The organism is Thermomonas mangrovi, assembly GCF_028201335.1.
GTDB classification, from domain to species: domain Bacteria; phylum Pseudomonadota; class Gammaproteobacteria; order Xanthomonadales; family Xanthomonadaceae; genus Thermomonas; species Thermomonas mangrovi.
Genome location: NZ_JAPEVV010000002.1, coordinates 470409 through 490714, shown reverse-complemented (window position 1 = coordinate 490714; position 20306 = coordinate 470409). Strand labels below are relative to the sequence as shown.

The 20306-nt window shown below is 67.8% G+C and carries 12 protein-coding genes and 1 pseudogene; 7 read left to right on the top strand and 6 right to left on the bottom strand.

Annotation, left to right across the window (positions count from 1 at the left end; translation table 11 throughout):
• Nucleotides 1–30 precede the first annotated feature (30 nt).
• The 4 genes from ON759_RS06060 to ON759_RS06045 all read right to left on the bottom strand — a co-directional run bounded on the left by ON759_RS06060 (nucleotide 31) and on the right by ON759_RS06045 (nucleotide 4624).
• A complete protein-coding gene (locus ON759_RS06060) occupies nucleotides 31–195 on the bottom strand; it encodes a hypothetical protein (protein WP_271679457.1) in 165 nt (54 codons plus the stop codon).
• A 47-nt stretch (nucleotides 196–242) separates the two neighbouring features.
• On the bottom strand, nucleotides 243–641 hold the full coding sequence (locus ON759_RS06055) for a hypothetical protein (protein WP_271679456.1): 399 nt from the start codon (nucleotides 639–641) through the stop codon (nucleotides 243–245).
• Nucleotides 638–2794, bottom strand: a complete 2157-nt coding sequence (locus ON759_RS06050) for a toll/interleukin-1 receptor domain-containing protein (RefSeq protein WP_271679455.1) — start codon at nucleotides 2792–2794, stop codon at nucleotides 638–640. Before ON759_RS06050 ends, ON759_RS06055 begins: the two co-directional genes overlap by 4 nt.
• A 69-nt stretch (nucleotides 2795–2863) precedes the next feature.
• Nucleotides 2864–4624 carry a hypothetical protein gene (locus ON759_RS06045; protein WP_271679454.1) on the bottom strand — a complete coding sequence of 587 codons (1761 nt, stop codon included), beginning with the start codon at nucleotides 4622–4624 and terminating at the stop codon, nucleotides 2864–2866.
• 64 nt (nucleotides 4625–4688) lie between these two features.
• Between ON759_RS06045 and ON759_RS06040 the strand changes: the two are divergent.
• Nucleotides 4689–5039: pseudogene (locus ON759_RS06040) on the top strand (DUF1304 domain-containing protein).
• On the opposite strand, the gene ON759_RS06035 reads toward ON759_RS06040, so the two are convergent.
• The gene (locus ON759_RS06035; RefSeq protein WP_271679453.1) at nucleotides 5040–5507 is read right to left on the bottom strand and encodes a hotdog fold domain-containing protein; all 468 of its coding nucleotides are present in this window, start codon (nucleotides 5505–5507) and stop codon (nucleotides 5040–5042) included.
• The gene (locus ON759_RS06030) at nucleotides 5504–7981 is read right to left on the bottom strand and encodes an acyl-CoA dehydrogenase (RefSeq protein WP_271679452.1); all 2478 of its coding nucleotides are present in this window, start codon (nucleotides 7979–7981) and stop codon (nucleotides 5504–5506) included. The genes ON759_RS06035 and ON759_RS06030 overlap by 4 nt, the downstream gene beginning before the upstream one ends.
• 170 nt (nucleotides 7982–8151) lie before the next feature.
• Between ON759_RS06030 and ON759_RS06025 the strand changes: the two genes are divergently transcribed.
• From ON759_RS06025 to ON759_RS06000, 6 genes are all read left to right on the top strand, one after another.
• On the top strand, nucleotides 8152–8730 hold the full coding sequence (locus ON759_RS06025) for a TetR/AcrR family transcriptional regulator (protein WP_271679451.1): 579 nt from the start codon (nucleotides 8152–8154) through the stop codon (nucleotides 8728–8730).
• Between the two features lie 73 nt (nucleotides 8731–8803).
• Nucleotides 8804–10570, top strand: coding sequence for a phosphoenolpyruvate carboxykinase (GTP) (locus tag ON759_RS06020; RefSeq protein WP_271679450.1), 1767 nt, complete (start codon nucleotides 8804–8806; stop codon nucleotides 10568–10570).
• A gap of 116 nt (nucleotides 10571–10686) precedes the next feature.
• Nucleotides 10687–13713, top strand: coding sequence for a TonB-dependent receptor (locus tag ON759_RS06015; RefSeq protein ID WP_271679449.1), 3027 nt, complete (start codon nucleotides 10687–10689; stop codon nucleotides 13711–13713).
• A gap of 274 nt (nucleotides 13714–13987) precedes the next feature.
• Nucleotides 13988–16999, top strand: coding sequence for a TonB-dependent receptor (locus tag ON759_RS06010; RefSeq protein ID WP_271679448.1), 3012 nt, complete (start codon nucleotides 13988–13990; stop codon nucleotides 16997–16999).
• A 129-nt stretch (nucleotides 17000–17128) separates the two neighbouring features.
• Nucleotides 17129–18706 carry a tetratricopeptide repeat-containing sulfotransferase family protein gene (locus ON759_RS06005; RefSeq protein ID WP_271679447.1) on the top strand — a complete coding sequence of 526 codons (1578 nt, stop codon included), beginning with the start codon at nucleotides 17129–17131 and terminating at the stop codon, nucleotides 18704–18706.
• Nucleotides 18703–20292, top strand: coding sequence for a tetratricopeptide repeat-containing sulfotransferase family protein (locus tag ON759_RS06000; protein ID WP_271679446.1), 1590 nt, complete (start codon nucleotides 18703–18705; stop codon nucleotides 20290–20292). Before ON759_RS06005 ends, ON759_RS06000 begins: the two co-directional genes overlap by 4 nt.
• The last annotated feature ends 14 nt before the right edge of the window (nucleotides 20293–20306 follow it).

Genomic DNA, 20306 nt, shown 5'->3' with positions numbered 1-20306 from the left:
CCCGGGTCGCGGGGGCAGCAAGGCTTTGGATCAGCGGTTGATGATCACCGGGTTGGAACTGACGTGGGTCTCGCGCCCGGGCATCTCATCCTCGTCGTGCTGCTCGATGCCCTCGCCCTGGGCCTGCGACTGGCTGCTGTCCGGGATGCCGTCCTTGTCCTGGTCGTCCTGGCGGGGCTTGTTCGCGTTGCTCATGGTGCGCTCCTGTGGTGGTGCGGATGGGCCGTGGCATGCACGGAGGTTCAGCGGTTGATGATGACTGGGTTCTTGACGGTGGTGCCCGGGTCGGTGGTGGCGGTGGTGGAGTAGGTCTTGCCGTCGTACAGCACGTGCAACTGGTAGGTCCAGGTGCCGTCGCTGCCGGCATCGGGATGGGTGTCGGTGACCGACAGCGAGTTGCCGTTCGAACCGACGGTCGGCGTGCCGAAGATGCCGGCCGCGGGCGCGTCGCCGACCCAGCGGAAGCCGGGGGGATCGGCATCCATGGCGACGAACGACCCCGCCGCGATCGTGCCGGTCAGGTTCCAGCGGATCGTCTGCGGCGTGGATTTCTTCGCGACCTTGATGTGCCCATGGTCGTGGACCTTGAGCGCGGGCGGATCGACCGTGGTGTCCAGCGAGACATTGACGTTGTTGCTCATGGCGTGCTCCTTGCGCCGGCGCGTCCAGGCGATGGCGCCGACGGTCCCGCGTCGGCGGTGGGTGCGCGCACGCGGAGGCCCGCGCGCGCGAGGTCGGCGGCCAGCGCCGGGTCGCGGTAGCCGCTGGCGGCGAGGGCGGTCGCGCTTGCCGTGGCATCGCCCAGCCGGCGCAACAGGAGCTGCGCGCGGACCTGCAGGGCCAGCAGGCGTGGGTCGCCGCGACTGTCGCGCTGCGCCTCGATCGCCGCCAGCGCCTCGCGTGCGAGCGCCATGCGGCGTTCGCCATCGACCAGGGCGGAGAGGTGAAGGCGGGCATCGAGGGTGGACAGCACGGTGCCACGATCCTGCGGGCTGGCGGCCAGCTGCGGATCGAGGATGGCGAGCGCGTCGTCCAGCAGGCCGGCGGCCATCGCTGCATCGCCCAGCGCGGCGGCCTGCACGGCTTGTTCGGTCAGCGCCTCGGCATGGTCGCGTTGCCAGCCGGGCTGGTCCTGGCCGGCGGCGAGCAGCGGCGCCAGCGTGGCCCTGGCCTCGTCGACGAGGCGGGCGGCCGTGGTGGCATCGCCGGCCAGGCGGGCGACGCGGGCGGACTGGATGGCATACAGCCCGAGGTCTTCGCGGTACTCCGAGCTTGAAGGCTCCATCGCATGCAGCTTGCGCGCCTCGGCGAGCGCCTGCGCCTGCAACGCGGCGGCATCGGCGAACTGGCCGGCAAGCGCCAGGGTACGTCCCAGCGTGGCCCGTGCGATCAGCAGGAAGCGGCGTTGCGCGTTGTTGCGCGGGTCGCGCGCCACCAGCCGTGCCTTGACCGCCAGGTCCTCGCGATAGCCGGCGATCGCCGCGCGCAGGTCGCCACGCTGCAGGGCCATCTTGGCGAGGTTGTTGTGGGCGAGGCCAAGCATGTTCTGCCACTCGCTGTTCGCCGGGTCGCGCGCGGCGAGCCGGCGGGCGAGGACGAGCATGCGGTCGTAGTGCGCGGTCGCGTCGTCGATGCGCCCCAGGCTCTCCAGCACATGCCCGTTGTTGTTCTCGTTGGTGACCGCCTGGTAGAGCAGTTGCGGGTCGTCCGGGGCCTGCCGTTGCGCCGCGGACAGCACGCGCGCGGCTTCGTCGAAGCCGCGCCCCGCATTCGCCAGGTCGCCCTGGTACCAGTGCATCAGGGCGATGTAGGACAACACGTCGGCGTGCGCGAGCTGGCGCGCGACGTCGCGGGGCATCGCGCGCGCCATCGGGCCGGAGAGTTCGGATGCGGCGCGGTAGCTCTCCATCGCGCCGGCGTAGTCGCCCTGCTCGCTGCGGACCACGCCGATCTTGACCAGCGCCTTGGCGCGCTGTTCCAGCGCTTCGGCGGTGACGTCGGTCCGCGGCAGCGAGGCGAAGTAGTCCATCGCTTTGTCGTTGACCTTGGACAGGATGTCGAGGCGACCCACTTCCGACAATTTGTCGTTGAGGTCGCCCAGCATGAAGTCGACCAGCGCTTCCGCCTGCTTCTGCCGGCGTTCCGCCGCCTTGCGCGCGATCACCGCCTGCACCGCGAGCACCGAGGTGACGAGCATGACCAGCACCGCCAGTCCGGTGACCGCGGCCATGCGCCGGTGGCGACGCTGCGCCTCGCGCTGGCGGAGGGTGTCGAGCGGCAGCCCGAACAGGCCGGCGAGCAGCTTGAGTAGGGCCAGCGAACGGCCGTCCTTGCCGCTGCGCGCGTCGGCCGCGACGGGGTTGGCGACGAGGTCGAGCGTACCGGTCGCCGGGTCGAGGTCGTGGCGCAGCGCATGCGGGAAGCATTCGCGCGCATCGCCGGCATTCGGTTCGCCCCCCACGATGAAGGCATAGATGCGGTCGCCGCGGCCGAGCCGCTTGAAGGCGAGGATCTCGGCATCGACGTAGGGCGAGCGCGCGGCATCCGGCGAGCAGAGCACCACCAGGGCTTCGGAGTCGGCGAGCGCGGACTCGATCTGCGGGCCGAGGTGTCCGGCGCTGGGTAGGTCGTCGCGGTCGCGGAACACCGGGGCCATGCGCTCGGGCAGGGGGCCGTGCGCACCGCTGCCGCCCCGCAGGCGCGAGGGGAGGCGGTACGACTCCAGCCGCCGGTGCAGCCACGCGGCCCAGCGCGCGTCGGCATGGCTGTAGCTGATGAAGGCGCGATAGTGCATCGCATCCCCTGTGGGCCGGCCGCCCCCGGGAAACCGCCGGCAATCGCCAACACTACGCCTTTTGGCGCATCAAGCGGACAGCGGGCCGCCCTCCAGCGGACGCTCGCGGTGCAGCAGGATCCACTCGGCGTGTTCCTCGAGGCAGGCGCAGCCGAGCGCGCGCAGCAGGTGCCGGGCCTCGTCGTCGTCCGCGGCGAGGTCCAGCCGCCAGCGGCAGCTCTCGAACAGGCGGCGCATGAAGCGGAACTGCTTGATCAGCTCCTTGTCCGCGTTCTTGTAGGCCAGCGCCTCGCGGATGCCGGCGACCAGCGGCAGCAGGCCCATCGCCATCACCAGCCCGGTGCGCCAGCCATCGCCCAGGCGCGGGCCGAGCACCAGCAAGGCCAGCGCGCCGAGCAGGCCGCCGGCCAGTGCGAGCTCGCCGAGGCGGGTGGTGGTGCGGTACGCATGCTCGCGGCGCGCCACGCCGGCGCGGAAGTAGCGCAGCTGGCCGCCGGTCTCGCCGAGCGCGTCGCCGCCGGTGCCGACCCAGTGCGCGATGACCCAGTGCAGCCAGCCGGTGTCGGATTCGAAGCCGTCGTCGCGCAGCAGGTTGCTGCCGCGCATGGCGTGGCGGATCCAGCTCAGGTCCACGTCCTGCTTCTGCAGGAAGCTGTCGTAGCCCAGGCTGCTGTTGGGCGGGGTTTCGACGCCGGCCAGCCGCCAGTACACCTGCACCCGCAGGCCTTCGGCGAGGCCGCGGTAGTCGAGGAACTTGCGGTGCCATTCGCGACGCGCGGCGATCCAGCGCACCAGCGCACCCAGCGCGAACAGCAGCAGGAACAGGCCGACGAAGCCGCGATGGGCGTCGAGGTCGGAATACAGGATGAAGGCCAGGCCCATCGCCGCGGCCAGCGCATGGGTGGCGAGCATGCCGCCGCGCATGCGCCGGCGGAAATGCGCGGCCAGCCAGTCGGCGGTGCCGAACAGGGCGTCGGTCGCGCGGACGAAGTCCGGCGGTGGCGCGGGCATGTCCCGGCCGAGCAGCGACGCACGCTCGCCGGCGATCGCCTCGCGGTAGCGCGCCGCATCGCGATTGAAGGCCTGCAGTTGCGCGAACACGTGCCGGTACTGCGCGGGCGGTGGCCCATCGCCGCGGCTGTCGCCCTCCAGCGTGACCCAGCGCGGCGGCGGCACGCCCGTGGTCGGTGCAGCGGGTCCTGGATGCGGCATGCGGCGCGGGCAGTGCACGTGGTAGACGAGGTCGCTTTCGTCGTCGGCCAGCAGGTTGGGCGCGATGTCCTCCGCGCGGAAGCCGGGCATGGTATTGCGCAGGTGGTAGTCCACGACCTGCGCGGTGCCGCCGGTGGCATCGCTGGGGCGGCCGTCCCACAAGGCCAGCAGGACCTGGCAGTGCGAGGACACGAACATCCCCAGCTGCGCATACTGGCGATTGCGTGCCGCGCCGCGCGCCTGCAGGTCATCCACGCGGATGCGCGGGGCCAGCGGCAGCGTGCGCACCCGCGCCTGCGCCAGCAACACGCGGAATCTTGCAAGGGCGAGGGCGTCCTCGAAGTCATCCTCGTAGGCCGCCTGCGGCAGGGGCAGCGGCACCACCAGTTCGATGCCCAGCGCCAGGGCTTCCTCGGCCACCAGTTGGTCGCCGCCGCTGGCCAATGCGGATATCACCCGCAGCGGCAGATCGGGGTAGTCGCGCTGCAGCCCGGCGAGGAAGGCGCGGACTTCCGCGCGCAGCCGCGGGGTTTCGGCATCCACGAGGTCGCGGTGCGCGGTCACCCCGATGTTGAGGTGGATCCGCGCCGGCTCGCCGCCTGTCCCGCCTGCCGCCATCCTGCCCCCGGTTGGCGCCCCGCCGGCGCCATGCGACCCTGCCTTCCTGCAACGGAGTATGCCCATGTCGCCGGTCGCGCACGTCCTCGTGGTCCTCGTCGCCCTCCTGCACCTCGGCTTCCTGGTGCTGGAGATGTTCCTCTGAACCAGGCCGGCGGGCCTGAAGGTGTTCCGCAACACGCCGGAGAAGGCGGCGGTCACCCGCGTGCTTGCGGCCAACCAGGGGCTGTACAACGGGTTCCTGGCGGCGGGCCTGCTCTATGCCGTCGCCACGGGCTCGCGCGAGTTCGCGGTGTTCTTCCTCGCCTGCGTGGTGATGGCCGGCGCCTACGGCGCGTGGTCGGTCAACAAGCGGATCTTCGTGGTACAGGCGATGCCGGCGCTGGCCGCGCTGGCGGCCCTGGCCTGGGCCTGATCAGCGCGCCGACTTCGGCGACACCCACATCGCGATGGTCGCGCGGAACACCACGTCGCCGGCCGGATCCTCGACGACCACTTCGAACGGCAGTTCGTAGCCGGCCTCCGCGTCGCGCGGCGGGAACGCCGGCGTCGCGATGGCGCGCATGCGGCCGACCGCCTTCCTGAGGTAGACGACCGTCATGCCCTTGGGGATCCACCGCATCGAGGGCGGGATGCTGACGTCGCACGCCAGGCCGCCGACGAACTCGGCGAGGTTGCACAGCGCGATGGCGTGCACGGTGCCGAGGTGGTTGGTGACCCGGCGGCGATGCGCCAGCGTGGCGATGCCGCGGCCGGGCTCGAGCGACTCGATCCGCGGCGCGATGCTGGCGAAGTAGGGCGCCTTCCAGCACACCAGCCGCGAGAACAGCCAGCGGCCCGCGGGCCACCGGCTGATGCGCTGGTATGCGGCGAGGACGTTCACGCCGCGGCGCGCGGCGCCGGGGCCTGGCCGTGCAGGGTCGCGTATCCCGCGGAGCGCAATTCGGCGGGATCGAAGTCGTCGACCATGATCGCGTCGAGGGTGATCGCGCGCAGCTCTTCCAGCTGCTTGCGTTCCTCGGCGGTGATCCAGCCTTCGCGCACGCCCTCGTCCAGCTGGGCGTCGAACTCGAGCGCCTCGATGTCGCTGTTCTTCAGCGCCTTGAGGAACTTGCGCTCGACCGGCTCCGCCATCACCACCTTCGGCAGGTAGCTGACGATGCGACCGGCCGGGTTGTACTCGCCGGGGGTGGTGAACACGCCGGTGGCCAGCCGCTCGCGCGCGTCGCACGGGGTCATCAGCAGCGAGGCGACCTTGTGGCCCAGGCGGTCGCTCGGCGCCTGTGCGCGGCGGCCCCACGGGAAGATCACCAGCCACAGCAGCCAGCCCACCGGGCGGATCGGGAAGTTGCGCAAGGCGCCGGACAGCGCGGTCTCGATCTTGTTGACCGCGTCGTGGAAGGCATAGGCCAGCAGCGGCTGGTCGCCGGCCGGCGCGCCCTGGTCCTGGTGGCGCTTGAGCATCGCGCTGGCGATGTACAGCTGGCTGAGGACGTCGCCGAGGCGGCCCGACAGCGATTCCTTGAACTTCAGCTTGCCGCCCAGCAGCAGCATCGAAGTATCCGCCATCACCGCCAGTGCGGCCGAATAGCGATTGAGCTTGCGGAAGTAGCGGCGGGTGTCGTCGTCGCCGGGCGCGCTGCCGACCTTGCTGCCGGTCAGGCCGTACCACCAGCTGCGCACCGCGTTGCTGATCGCGTAGCCGATGTGGCCGAACAGGGCGGTGTCGAACTGGTCGATGCGCGCCTTCGGATCCTCGAGCTGCGCGGCCTTCATCTCCTTCATCACCCACGGATGGCAGAGGATGGCGCCCTGGCCGAAGATCATCAGCGAGCGGGTCATGATGTTCGCGCCCTCGACCGTGATCGCGATCGGCGCGGCCTGGTACGAGCGCCCGGCGAAGTTGCGCGGGCCGAGGATGATGCCCTTGCCGCCGAGGATGTCCATGCAGTCCAGCGACACCTTGCGGCCCATCTCGGTGCAGTGGTACTTGGCGATGGTGGACGGCACCGCGGGGTTCTCGCCGCGCGCCACCGCCGCCGCGGTCGCCTCGGACAGCGCACTGCAGGCGTAGGCGTTGCCGCCGATCCGCGCCAGCGCTTCCTCGACGCCCTCGAAGCGGCCGACCGACAGGCCGAACTGCTTGCGGATGCGCGCGTAGCTGCCGACCGCCACCGCGCCCATCTTCGAGCCGCCGCTCGCGGTCGAGGGCAGGGTGATCGAGCGCCCGATCGACAGGCATTCCATCAGCATGCGCCAGCCCTGGCCCGCGTAGTCCTCGCCGCCGATCAGCTGCGACAACGGCACGAACACGTCCTTGCCGTGGATCGGGCCGTTCTGGAACGGCGAGTTGAGCGGGAAGTGGCGGCGGCCGATCTCCAGCCCCGGGGTGTCGCGCGGGACCAGCGCCAGCGAGATGCCGATGTCGCGAGTGTCGCCCAGCAGCCCGTCCGGGTCGTACATGCGGAAGGCGACGCCGATCAGCGTGGCCACCGGTGCCAGCGTGATGTAGCGCTTGTTGAGGGTGAGGCGGATGCCCAGCACCTTGGCGCCGTTCCATTCGCCCTGGCAGACGATGCCGTAGTCGGGGATCGAGGTGGCGTCGGAGCCCGCGAACGGCCCGGTCAGTGCGAAGCACGGGACCTCGCGGCCATCGGCGAGGCGCGGCAGGTACTGCTGCTTCTGTTCCTCGGTGCCGTAATGCATGAGCAGCTCGGCCGGCCCCAGCGAGTTCGGCACGCCGACCGTCGAGGACACCACCGACGAGATCGAGGCGAGCTTCTGGATGACCTTGTGGTTCATCAGCGCCGAGAAGCCGAGGCCGCCGTATTCCTTCGGGATGTTCAGGCCGAAGAACTTGTTGCGCTTGATGTACTCCCACAGTTCCGGCGGCAGGTCGGCGCGCACGTGGGTGATGTCCCAGTCGTCCGTCATCCTGCACAGGGTTTCGCAGGGGCCGTCGAGGAACGCCTGCTCCTCCGCGGTGAGCTGCGGCTTGGGCAGGTCGAGCAACTGGTTCCACGCCGGCTTGCCGGAGAACAGCTCGCCCTCGAAGCCGACCGTGCCGGATTCCAGCGCGGTGCGCTCGGTGTCGGACAGCGGCGGGAGGAGCTTGGTGTAGAAGTCGAGCAGCGGCGTGGTGATGAAGGGCTTGCGCAGCTGCGGCAGCACCAGCGGCACGGTGACGAGCGCGACGATGATCGCGGCGACCACGCTTGCCGTGGCATTCGCCCCGAGCAGCCAACCCGCGACGAGCAGCGAGGCGGTGATCGCCGCCCACACCGCCAGGCGCAGGCGGTGGTATGCAGCGAACCCGGCAGCAAGGAGCAGGGCGAGGAAGGGAAGGATCACGCTCATGGAAAGCTCCCGGAACCGCAGGTGGATTGGATCATGCCGCGTTGCGCCTGAAGAAGGCGTCATTTACCATACGGATAAGTATGGCGCGTGCGGCACGAGTGTGACCGCGCAAAAAAGAGCAAAAACTCAGCATACTGTCCCAACCGGTAACGTATGGAACGGATCCCGCGATGACCCAAAGCCCCCCGCGCAGCGGCCGCCTGAGCGCCGACGACTGGGCCAGCGAAGCGCTCGAGCAGATCGCGGAGCAGGGCGTCGCCTCCGTCGCGGTCGAGCCGCTGGCGCGCCGGCTCGGCGTCACCAAGGGCAGCTTCTACTGGCATTTCCCCTCCCGCGATGCGCTCCTGCAGGCCGCGCTGGAACGCTGGGAAACCGCGGAGCAGGAGCTGGTGTTCGGTTCGCTGGAGCAGGTGGCCGATCCCCGCGAGCGCCTGCGCGCGCTGTTCCGGCTGGTGGCGCACGAAGCCAAGTCACACATTATCTATAGCGAGCTGCTGAAGGCGCTCGACCACCCCACGGTCAGCCCGGTGATCGGCCGCGTGTCGCAGCGTCGCCTCGATTACCTCACCGCCAGCTTCCGCCAGGCCGGGCTGGCGCGCACCGAGGCGCAGCATCGGGCGCGGCTCGCCTACGCCGCCTATGTCGGCTTCCTGCAGCTCAGCCTGCAGCTGCACCAGCCGCGCCTGCCGCACGACGAGTTCGAAGCCTACGTCGAGCACGTCATGGACACCCTCATCCCGCAGAACTGACGCGCCAAGCCGCGACGGCCGCGTTTCGTCCGTTCCTGCAATCGATTTCAACGCCTACGCAAGGATTCTCCCGATGAGCAGCACGCTGGATGCCTTGAACCGATGGGTCGACGACGTCGCCCGCCTCACGCGCCCCGCGCGCATCCACTGGTGCGACGGCAGCGATGCCGAGAATGCGGCGCTGGTGGCGCAGATGGAGGCCGACGGCACGCTGGTCCGGCTCAACGAGTCGACGCATCCGCGCAGCTGGCTGCATCGTTCGCACCCGGAGGATGTCGCGCGGGTCGAGCACCTGACCTTCGTGTGCACGCCCCACCAGGACGATGCCGGCCCCAACAACCACTGGATGGCGCCGGCCGAGGCGCACGCCAGGATCGACGCCCTGTTCGAGGGTTGCATGGAAGGGCGCACCCTCTACGTGATCCCGTATTGCATGGGGCCGATCGACTCGCCGCTGTCCCGGTGCGGCGTGGAGATCACCGATTCGCCCTACGTGGTCGCCAACATGCGGATCATGACCCGCATGGGCGCCGCCGCGCTCACCCGCATCGAGCGCGAAGGGACGTTCGTGAAGGGCCTGCACTCCACCGGCGAACTGGATCCCGAGCGTCGCTACATCATGCATTTCCCGGAGGAGTTGACGATCAAGTCGTATGGCTCCGGCTACGGCGGCAACGCGCTGCTCGGCAAGAAGTGCCATGCGCTGCGCATCGCGTCCCACCAGGCCCGGCGCGAAGGCTGGCTGGCGGAACACATGCTGATCCTCGGCGTCGAGAACCCCCAGGGCGAGACCCATTACATCGCCGCCGCCTTCCCCTCGGCCTGCGGCAAGACCAACCTGGCGATGCTCATCCCGCCTGAGGGCTATCGCGAGGCCGGCTGGAAGGTCTGGACCATCGGCGACGACATCTGCTGGATGCGCCCCGGCGAGGATGGCCGCTTCTACGCCATCAACCCGGAGGCCGGCTTCTTCGGGGTGGCGCCGGGCACCTCGGCGAAGTCCAATCCGAATGCGCTGGCCAGCGTGCAGTCGGACACCGTCTTCACCAACGTCGGGCTGACCGCGGATCGACAGCCGTGGTGGGAGGGCATCGACAACGGCCAGGTGCCCGCCATCGACTGGCAGGGCCAGCCCTACGATCCCGCCGTGCGTCCCGCGGCGCATCCCAATTCGCGCTTCACCGTCAGCGCCATGCGCTGTCCTTCGTATTCGCCGATGGCCGAGGATCCGCGCGGCGTCCCGATCAGCGCCATCGTCTTCGGCGGGCGGCGGGCCTCGCTGGTGCCGCTGGTGTTCCAGGCCCGCGATTGGACCCACGGTGTGCTGGTCGGTGCCTCGATGGGCTCCGAGACCACCGCGGCGGCGACCGGTGCGGTGGGCGTGATGCGCCGCGACCCGATGGCGATGAAGCCCTTCTGCGGCTACAACTTCGCCGACTACTTCGCCCACTGGCTCTCGTTCGACCGCCCGGGCGCGCGCCTGCCGGCGATCTTCCACGTGAACTGGTTCCGCAAGGGCGACGACGGCAAGTTCCTGTGGCCGGGGTTCGGCGACAACCTGCGGGTGCTGGAATGGATCATCGGCCGGGTCGCGGGCCACGCGCAGGCCACCGAGACCCCGATCGGCCACCTGCCGGCCCCGGGGGCCTTGAACCTCGACGGGCTCTCGCTGGATGCCGAGGCGATGGACAAGCTGTTCGGCGTCGACCGCGACGGCTGGCGCGCCGAGTTCGATGCGATCGCAGGCTACCTGGCCGATTACGGGCCGCGGATGCCGCCTCAACTCGAGGCTGAACGGCAGAGAACGCATTCGCGGCTGGTCGGTACCGGGGACACTTGACGGGGCCAACACAAACGAAGCTGAAATCCTCTTGTTAACAAAATGTTTCCCCTTTATGATCCGGCTGTCGGCCTCAATTCACGCCTGACAGACATTCAAAAAAAGGGGAAAATCCAATGATTTACAAGAATTCGAGCCGGCTCAAGCGCAGCGCGCTGGCAGTCGCGCTGGGGGTGTGCTTCGCGGGGGGCGTGCACGCCCAGAGTTCGGTGGGCTCGATCTTCGGCGACGCGGCGGCCAACGGCACCGTCAAGATCGAAAATCTGGATACGGGCACCTCGCGCGAGGCCTCTGCCGACGCTGCCGGTCGCTTCTCCTTCTCCCAGCTGCCTCCGGGTCGCTATCGGGTGACGTCCGGCGGCGTGACCCGCGAAGTGCAGGTCAAGGTGGGCACGGGTACGTCCGTCAGCCTGGCCTCGAGAGCTGGTGATGCGACCACGCTCGATACGGTCACGGTGATCGGCTCCGGGGCCATCAATCCCATCGACGTGTCCTCGGTGGAATCCAGCACGGTGTTCACGCAGGAGCAGATCCAGCAGTTGCCCGTTGGTCGCGACATCACCAACGTCGCGTTGCTGGCGCCGGGCACCGTGCGTGGTGACACCGGCTTCGGCAACCTGGCGTCGTTCGGCGGCTCGTCGGTCGCCGAGAACGGGTACTACATCAACGGCTTCGACGTCACCAACATCCGCAACTTCATCTCCTACGCCGACCTGCCGTTCGATGCGATCGGCGAGCAGCAGATCAAGACCGGTGGTTACGGCGCTGAGTATGGCCGCTCGCTCGGTGGTGTGATCAATATCCTCACCAAGCGCGGCACCAATGAATGGAAGGGTGGCGTCAGCGCCTACTGGTCGCCTTCGTGGGGGCGTGAGTCCGGCAAGGACGTCGTGAACCGCGATCCCGCGGATGTGGCGATCGGCGACACGCTCTTTGTTTACCGCAGCGACAACGAGAGCGAAGGCCTCTCGTACAATATCTACGGCGGCGGTCCCATCATCAAGGACAAGCTGTTCGTGTTCGGCCTGATCGAAGGCCGCAACAATTCCTCCGATACCTTCGGCCGCACCACCAGCACGCATACCAGCAACAACAGTCCGAATGCGATGCTGAAGCTGGACTGGAACATCACGGACAACCACCTGCTCGAGTTCACCGGGATCCACAACAAGAGCAAGACCAGCTACCGCGACTACAACTACACCAGTGGCAAGTACGTCGGCGAGCACGAATCCCTCAATGCTGAATACGACGTCGAGAGCGGTGGCAACGTCTATATCGGCAAGTACACCGGTTACCTGACCGACAACTTCACGTTGTCGCTGATGGCCGGTCGCCTCGAGAGCAACGATAGCTACCGTACGCCCGAAACGTTGCCCGGCGGCGAGTGCCCGCGCGCGTTCGATAGCCGTAGCAACCCGGGCACCACGACCTACATTGGTTGCTGGAACCAGTCGCAGACGTTCATCCGCGATCCGAATTGGGGCCCCGACAAGGACACTCGCGACGCCTACCGCATCGACGGCGAATGGGTGCTGGGCGATCACCACCTGCGGTTCGGTTACGACACCGAGAAGTTCACCTCCGGGCATGCCGGCCAGGTCTACACCGGCGGTATCTACTGGCGCTTCTACCAGGTACGCGCGAACGAGATTGCCACCGGTGCATTCGCAGGCCAGCCTGGGCGCACGGTCAATGGCGTTCTCGTGGGTCAAGGCCAGAACTACGCCCGCAGCTGGATTTCGCAGACCACATCCGGCGCCTACGAGGTCAAGAACACCGCGTTCTACCTCGAGGACAGCTGGCAGGTCACCGACAACTTCCTGCTGTATGGCGGCGTGCGTTCGGAGGGCTTCGAGAACCTGAACGCGCTTGGCGACGTGTTCGTCAAGGCGGATAACCTGATTGCCCCGCGTGTCGGCTTCTCCTGGGACGTGAATGGCGATTCGACGTTCAAGGTCTTCGGCAATGCCGGTCGCTACTACATCCCGGTCGCGGCCAACACCAACATCCGTGCATCAGGTGGCGAAGTCCTGATCATCGACTACTACCTGACCACCGGCGTGGACGCGGCGAACGGCGTACCGACGGGGTTGGGCGCCAAGATCGGCCCGCAGGCGGTGAATGGTTCACTGGATCCGCCGGATTCCCGTACCTTGGCGGTCGCCGATCTCGAACCGATGCACCAGGACGAGTTCATCGTGGGCATGCAGCGCCAGCTGAATGACGCCTGGACCCTGGGCGTTCGCGCGATCAGCCGCGAGGTCAAGAGCGGCATGGACGACTACTGCTCGCACCAGCCGTTCGTGGACTGGGCCGACGACAACGGCTACACGAACTTCGATCCGGACTCCATGGCAGGTTGCTTCCTGATCAACCCGGGCCGCGACATCAAGATCGCAATGGATGTGAACGGCGACGGCAACTACAGCATCCAGACGGTGCCGAACAGTTACCTGGGCATGCCCAAGTACCAGCGCACGTACCATGCCCTCGAGATCTTCTGGGAGCGTAACGCGGGCGATAACTGGTTCCTGCAGGGGTCCTACACGTTCGCCAAGAGCAAGGGCAACGTCGAAGGTTACGTGAACTCGACCCTCGAGCAGGATGACGCAGGCCTGACCCAGGACTTCGACCATAGCCGCTTCGAGGATGGTGCCTATGGCTACCTTCCGAACGATCGCCGCCATTCCCTGAAGCTCTTCGGCTCGTACAAGATCAACGACGATTGGCGCGTGGGCGCCAACATGCTGATCCAGTCGGGTCGTCCGGTGAACTGCAACGGCTACGTGCCGCTGGGTGGTCTGGGTATCGACGCGAGTAGCCTGAACGCCTACGGTCCCTCGAGCTTCTACTGCCTCGATGAAGACGCGAAGACGTTCCTCAGCAACCGCGGGCAGTTCGGCCGCACGCCGTGGACCAAGACCTTCGACGTGTCGTTGGCTTACACCCCCTCCTGGGCCGACAAGAAGCTGACGCTGCAGGTCGACGTATTCAACGCCCTCAACTCGCAGAAGGTGACCGAGTACTACGAGGTCTCCGAGAGCAGCCGTTCGACCCCGACCCCGGAGCCGAACTTCCTCAACGACGTGAACTACCAGACCCCGCGCTCGCTCCGCTTCACGGCGCGCTACGAGTTCTGAGCCAAAGCCTCGCTTTGTATGACCCAGCCGCCGGCGCTACGCCGGCGGCTTTTTTTTCCCCATTCAGGTTTGCGGGAGGGGATGTGACACTTGTTAAGGATTTGTTTCTTGTTCTATAGTCCGGCGGTCGGGCCGGTTCAGGCCGGACGTACATGTACATCTTTGGTCACAACTGTCCCTATGGGGGTTACACACAATGGCTTCTAATTACATTGCCAAAGGCCTGAAGCGTAGCGCGCTGACCGTTGCTCTCGGTCTGTCGTTCGTGGGCGGCGTGCAGGCCCAGACGAACACCGCGGGTGCGGTGACCGGCCGCGCGACGTCGGGCGACACCATCACCATCAGCAACCCGGCGACGGGCTTCAGCCGCACGATCACGGTGGGTGCGGATGGCAGCTACCGTTTCTCGCAGCTGCCGACCGGCCAGTACCAGATCAGCCGGAATGGCGCGGCCCCCCGCAACGTGACCGTCAATGTCGGTAGCGCTGCGAACATCGATTTCGCGGGCGGCGACGCCACCACGCTGGACACCGTGACGGTGGTCGGCACGGGCGCGATCAACCCGATCGACGTGTCGTCGGTGGAGTCGACCACGATCCTGACCGCCGAGCAGATCGCGAAGATCCCGGTGGCGCGCGACACGACCTCGGTTGCGCTGCTGGCGCCGGGCACGGTGCGCGGCGACGCGGCGTTCGGCAACCTGGCCTCGTTCGGTGGTTCGTCGGTCGCCGAGAATCAGTACTTCTTCAACGGCTTCAACATCACCAACACGTTCCAGAACCTGAACTTCGTGCAGGTGCCGTTCGAGGCGATCGCCGAGCAGCAGGTGAAGACGGGCGGTTACGGTGCGGAATTCGGTCGTTCGACCGGTGGCGTGATCAACCAGATCTCCAAGCGCGGCACCAACGAGTTCCACGCGGGCGGCAACATCTTCTGGTCGCCGGCGTCGCTGTCCGAATCGCTGCCTGACCAGTACGATGGCGACGGCAACCTGGTGGGCGTGAACTCCAGCGACTCGACCGATACTTGGACCGCGGCCGTGTGGGCCGGCGGTGCCTTGGTCAAGGATCGTCTGTTCGCGTATGGCCTGATCCAGTACTCCAACATCGGTACTGACGCGTTCGGCAATGCGAGTACCAAGAGCACGGTGGCTGGCAACAAGGAGCCGAAGTGGCTCTTGAAGCTGGACTGGAACATCAGCGACAACCACATCCTCGAGTTCACCGCCCTGTCGGACAAGCGCAAGATCGAGACCGACTACTACGATACGGTGACCGCTTCTGCGAATGACCCGTCCGACCCGCGGCGCACGACGTACCGCGGCACCGACTACAGCGAGTTCGGCGGCGAAAACTACATCCTCAAGTACACCGGCTACATCACCGACAACTTCACCCTGTCGGTCCTTGCTGGCCACGGCGAGTCCTCGCGCTCCAATTACAGCGTGACCGAGACCGGCATCGTGAACGAGTACAACGGTGAAGTCGGCGTGCCGGCCTCGGGTTGCCCGGTCATCGTCGACGCGCGTCCTTCGGTTGCTGCAACGCCGAACCTGCGCCGTACGGGGTGCACCCTTTCGAACTTCCTGGGCCGTCCGGACGCCAAGGACAGCCGCGACCAGTACCGCATCGACGCGGAATGGCAGCTGGGCGACCACCTGATCCGCGGCGGCGTCGACATCGACAACTTCGAGTCGGTCGCCGGCCAGTCGTATTCGGGCGGTGCGGTGTGGCGTTATGGCCGCTACCTCGGCACCGAGTCCATCGTGCGCAAGCGCGTGTTCCAGTCGGGTGCCACCGTGGCGGTCGACCAGCGCGCCTACTACCTCGAGGACAGCTGGAGCATCACCGACAACTTCGTTGCCTACCTCGGCCTGCGCTGGGATACCTTCGACAACAAGAACGGTGCCGGCCAGACCTACGTCAAGATCGACAACCAGTTTGCCCCGCGCCTGGGCTTCAGCTGGGACGTGTTCGGCGACTCCACGTTCAAGGTCTTCGGTAACGCCGGCCGCTATGCCCTGCCGTTGACCGCGACCGTCGCCGTGCGCGGTGCCTCGGCCTCGCTGTTCTCCGAGCAGTTCTACACCTACACCGGCGTCGACCCGGTGACCGGCGCGCCGACCGGCCTGACCCTGATCAACAACCCGAACAACGGCCGCCCGATCCGCTACCTGAACAACGAGTTTGGCGTGGGCAAGGATCCGACCAGCATTGCATCGGAGAACCTGAAGCCGATGTACCAGGACGAGTACATCCTGGGCTTCCAGAAGCAGCTGACCGACAACTTCTCGCTGGGTGTCCGCGCGATCCACCGCGACCTGAAGCAGGCGATCGACGACCAGTGCGATTACCGTCCGCTGGTGGCTGCGGGCCTGGCCCAGGGCTTCACCGCCGATGGCGGCATCTTCATCGAGCCGGCGGACAAGACCCAGCCGAGCGACATGGCGGTGTACAACCCGGGCTTCGCGTTCTGCCACATGTACAATCCGGGTGAGGACGGCATCTTCAACGTCGACTTCAACGGCGATGGCGTGCTGGAGCAGGCGGTGATCCCGGCCGACGTGCTGGGTCCGAAGGCCAAGCGCAAGTACACGGCGCTGGAGATCTTCTGGGAAGGCAACTGGGATCGCTGGTTCCTGCAGGGTTCCTACACCTTCGCCAAGAGCATCGGCAACACCGAGGGCGGCGTGAAGTCGGACATCGGCCAGGCCGATACCGGTACCACGCAGGACTTCGACTATCCGGAGCTGATGATCGGTTCGTACGGCTACCTGCCGAACGACCGTCGCCACAGCCTGAAGATGTTCGGCAACTACGAGATCAACGACGAGTGGTCCGTGGGCGCGAACTACATCGTGCAGTCTGGGCGTCCGATCAATTGCTTCGGCTTCCTGGGCGGTGCCAACACCTCGCACTACGCGAACGGCTACTTCTCCTGCAACCTGACCCAGGACGCCAATCTCCCGGGCGATGGTGCCGGCAACAACGGTTTCGACATCGTGCCGCGCGGCACCGCCGGCCGCTTGCCGTGGACCCAGACGCTGGACCTGAATGTGGCCTACAAGCCGGCGTGGGCGAAGGGCCTGCAGTTCAAGGTCGACGTGTTCAACGTCCTGAACGCCGACAAGGCCATCACGGTCGTCGAGCAGGGCGAAGATGCGTCGGGTAACCCGCAGGCCGGTGGCAACTTCCAGAACGGCAACCCGCGCGCCAACATCTACAAGATGCCGACCGGCTGGCAGGCGCCGCGCTCCGTGCGCTTCATGGTGCAGTACGACTTCTGATCCAGCACCAAGACGTTGTAACTTGGACGGCCGCCTCGTGCGGCCGTCCTTTTTTGTGGATTCGACCTTGACGCACCTACCGTTGCCGAGAAGCCTCCCTGGTGGCCACGCCACGGGTGTGGTACATCCATGAGCGCGCGTGAACAGTGGCTCCGTGCGGAAGCGGCGAGGACGCAGGGACGCATCGAGGACGCCCTCGCCGGCTACCGCGACCTGCTCGGCGCGCCGGAGATGGCGCCTTACGCCCATGCGCGCCTCTCCGAGCTCGCGCAGGCCGCTGGCGACCTCCAGCGCGGGACCGCCCATGTGCTGGCGATCGACACCGGCAGGCTACGCGAACCCTCGTTGCTCGCGCTCACCGCGCGGCAATGCCTCGCGCTCGGCGAGGCGCAGGCGGGGCTGGCCGCGGTCTCGGCCCTGCTAGAGGCCCCCTCGGCACCGGCCGCATTGCTAGCGGAGACCGCCAAGCTACTGTCGGACCATATGGAACCTGGCACGGCGCTCGCCGTGCTCGCGCGGGCGCGAGAGGCCGGGCTGCGCGAAAGCGCAGGTTCGGCGTACCTCGACGGCCTGAACCGGACCTACCTCGGTGCGCTGGATGCGGCGCGTGCCTCACTGGAGCGCGCGCTTGCGCTGGATGCCGGCTTCGCGCCCGCGTACTGGAGCCTGGCCAAGCTGACCATCGCCGAGGGCAGGGGGATGCGCGTGGACGCCCTCCGGCGACGCGTGGCGGCACTGCCGGATGACCATCCCGATGCCCCGTTGCTGCTCTACAGCCTGTTCCATGAACTGGACGCGGACGATGACCGGGATGCCGCCTGGACGGCGCTGGAACGCGCCATGCGCGCACGTCGCCGCCAGGTGCGATTCTCGGATGCGCAGGACGATGCCCTCTTTGCCCGGCTGGCGGCGGGCTGCATGGCCCTGGCCGATGCCCCCCGACGCGATGACGGAGCGGGGGCGGAGCCGAAGCCGCTGATGCTGGTGGGCATGCCCCGCACCGGCACCACCATCATCGAGCAGTCCATCTGCACGGGCTTCCGGGCCGCGAGCGCGGGCGAGCTCCGCGACTTCGTGCAGCAGATGCGTTGGGTCGCGAACCGGGCAGGGCCGCTGCATGCCGATATCGAGTTGCTGGATGCGATGGATGGCGATGGACTTGCGATGGTCGGCCAGCGCTACCGCACGCATGCCGCTTGGCGTGCCGGCAGCGAACCCGCCTTCATCGACAAGTGGCCGGAGAACTACCTGGTCCTTGGCCATGCGCTGGCCGCGATGGACGACTTGCGGGCGGTGGTGGTGTTCCGCGATCCCATGGATGCGTGCTGGTCGAACCTGAAGGAGTGGTTCGGCGGCTCGTATTACTACAGTTACGACATGGGCGAAGTGGCGCGGCGCCATGCGCGATTCGTGCGGCATGTCCGCATGCTCCGGGAGCTCCACGGCGGGCGCATCGTGGCCGTGGACTACGAGGCGTTCGTCGGTGACCACCGCGGCGAGACGGCGCGCATCGGCGCCTCGTTGGGCCTGCAAGCGCGCGAGCGCCCCGCGTCCGGCGACGCGGTGGTGGCCACCGCCAGCGCGGCGCAGGTACGCAAGGGCGTTTCCTCGCGGAGTGTCGGCGCGTGGAAGCGGTATGCCCGGCAACTCGAGCCGTTGCGCCAGGCCTTGCTGGACGCCGGCGTGGATGAGGACGCGTGCGCATGACCCAGCAACAGCCCGATCCGATGCGCAGGTTGCTGGCCGCCGCGGCGCCAGCGGCGGATACGCGCGACATGGAGGCCTTGCGCGGTTGGCTGGCCGGCATCGCTATCGAAGACGAAGCCAAGGCCGCGCGCCTGCTGGAAGTCTCCTACCAACTCTCGGCGGGCGGCGAGTACCGGGATGCGCGCACGGCCGCGATGCTGGCGGCCTCGCTGCGGCCTAGGACGGCCAAGACGCGCGTGGACCTGGCCGCCCGGCTGAGGACCTTCAACGAGGGACGCTTGCTGCAGGCACTGGTCGCGGGCGCCGGCGCGGCATCCTCAATGCCGATTCCGCTGCTCCTGGGGTTCGCCGCGCAGTGGTCCTACCTCAATCGCCAGCAGGCGGCGCTCGCCCTGCTCGACGAAGCATGGCGGGCCGATCCCGATTACCCGCCGACGATCGTGTCGCGCGGGCAGGTACTGACCTACCTTGGTCGCCTCGAGGAAGCCCGGGAGTGCTTCGAGCGCTGCATCAAGCGCGCGCCACGGCTTGCCCAGGCGCACTGGTTCCTGGCGCATGTCGGGAAGGCCGTGCCGGGCCGGGAGCACGTCGCGCGCCTGCGCGCCGCACTGCAGGCGCCCGGCATCGCCGCGGGCGACATCGCGTCGTTCGCATTCGCGCTGCACAAGGAACTGGACGACCTCGGCGACCATGCCGGCGCCTGGGAGGCATTGGACCAGGCGTGTCGCGCGAAGCGGGGGACGCTGAAGTACGACCCGTCCGACAGCCAGCGCCTGTTCGAAGCGCTCGAGGCCTGGCGTCCGGGGGCCGAGCCGCCGCCCATGCCGGCGGCAGGCGCGAAGGCGCCGGTGTTCATCGTCGGCATGCACCGTTCCGGGACCACGCTGCTGGAGCAGTTGCTGGACGCCAGCCCGCAGGTGCGCGGCGTCGGCGAGCTCTATGACTTCACCAGCGCGATGCGTTTCGCCACCGACCACCATTGCCGCGGGGTCATCGACCGCACCATCGTCGAGCGCGCCGGCGACGTCGATTTCGACGACGTCGGGCGACGCTACCTCGAGGGCATGGCTTGGCGCCTGGGCGACGAGCCGCTGTTCACCGACAAGCTGCCCTCCAACTTCCTCAACATCGGCTTCATCTGCCGGGCGCTGCCGCAGGCGCGGATCCTGCACATGGTCCGCGATCCGCTGGAGACCTGTTTCTCCAACCTGCGCGAACTGTTCTCCGATGCCAATCCGTATTCGTACGACCAGGCCGAACTGGCCGACTACTTCATCCGTTACCGCAGGCTGATGGCGCATTGGCATGCACTGTTCCCGGGGCGGATCCTCGACGTTGACTACGGTGAGCTGACCCGCGACCCCGAAACGGTGATGCGCCGGGTTGCGGCGTTCTGCGGCATCGACTACGTGCCGGGCATGCGCGACCCGCGCAGCAGCACGCGGGCGGTGGCCACGGCGAGCGCGGTGCAGGTCCGCGAGGGCGTGGTCCGCCGGGAGACGCCGAAGTGGGCGCCCTACGCCCGCCAGCTCCAGCCCTTGGCCGATGCGCTGCGGGCCGGCGGCATCGCGCTACCGGGCATTTAAACCCCCGGGGGCGT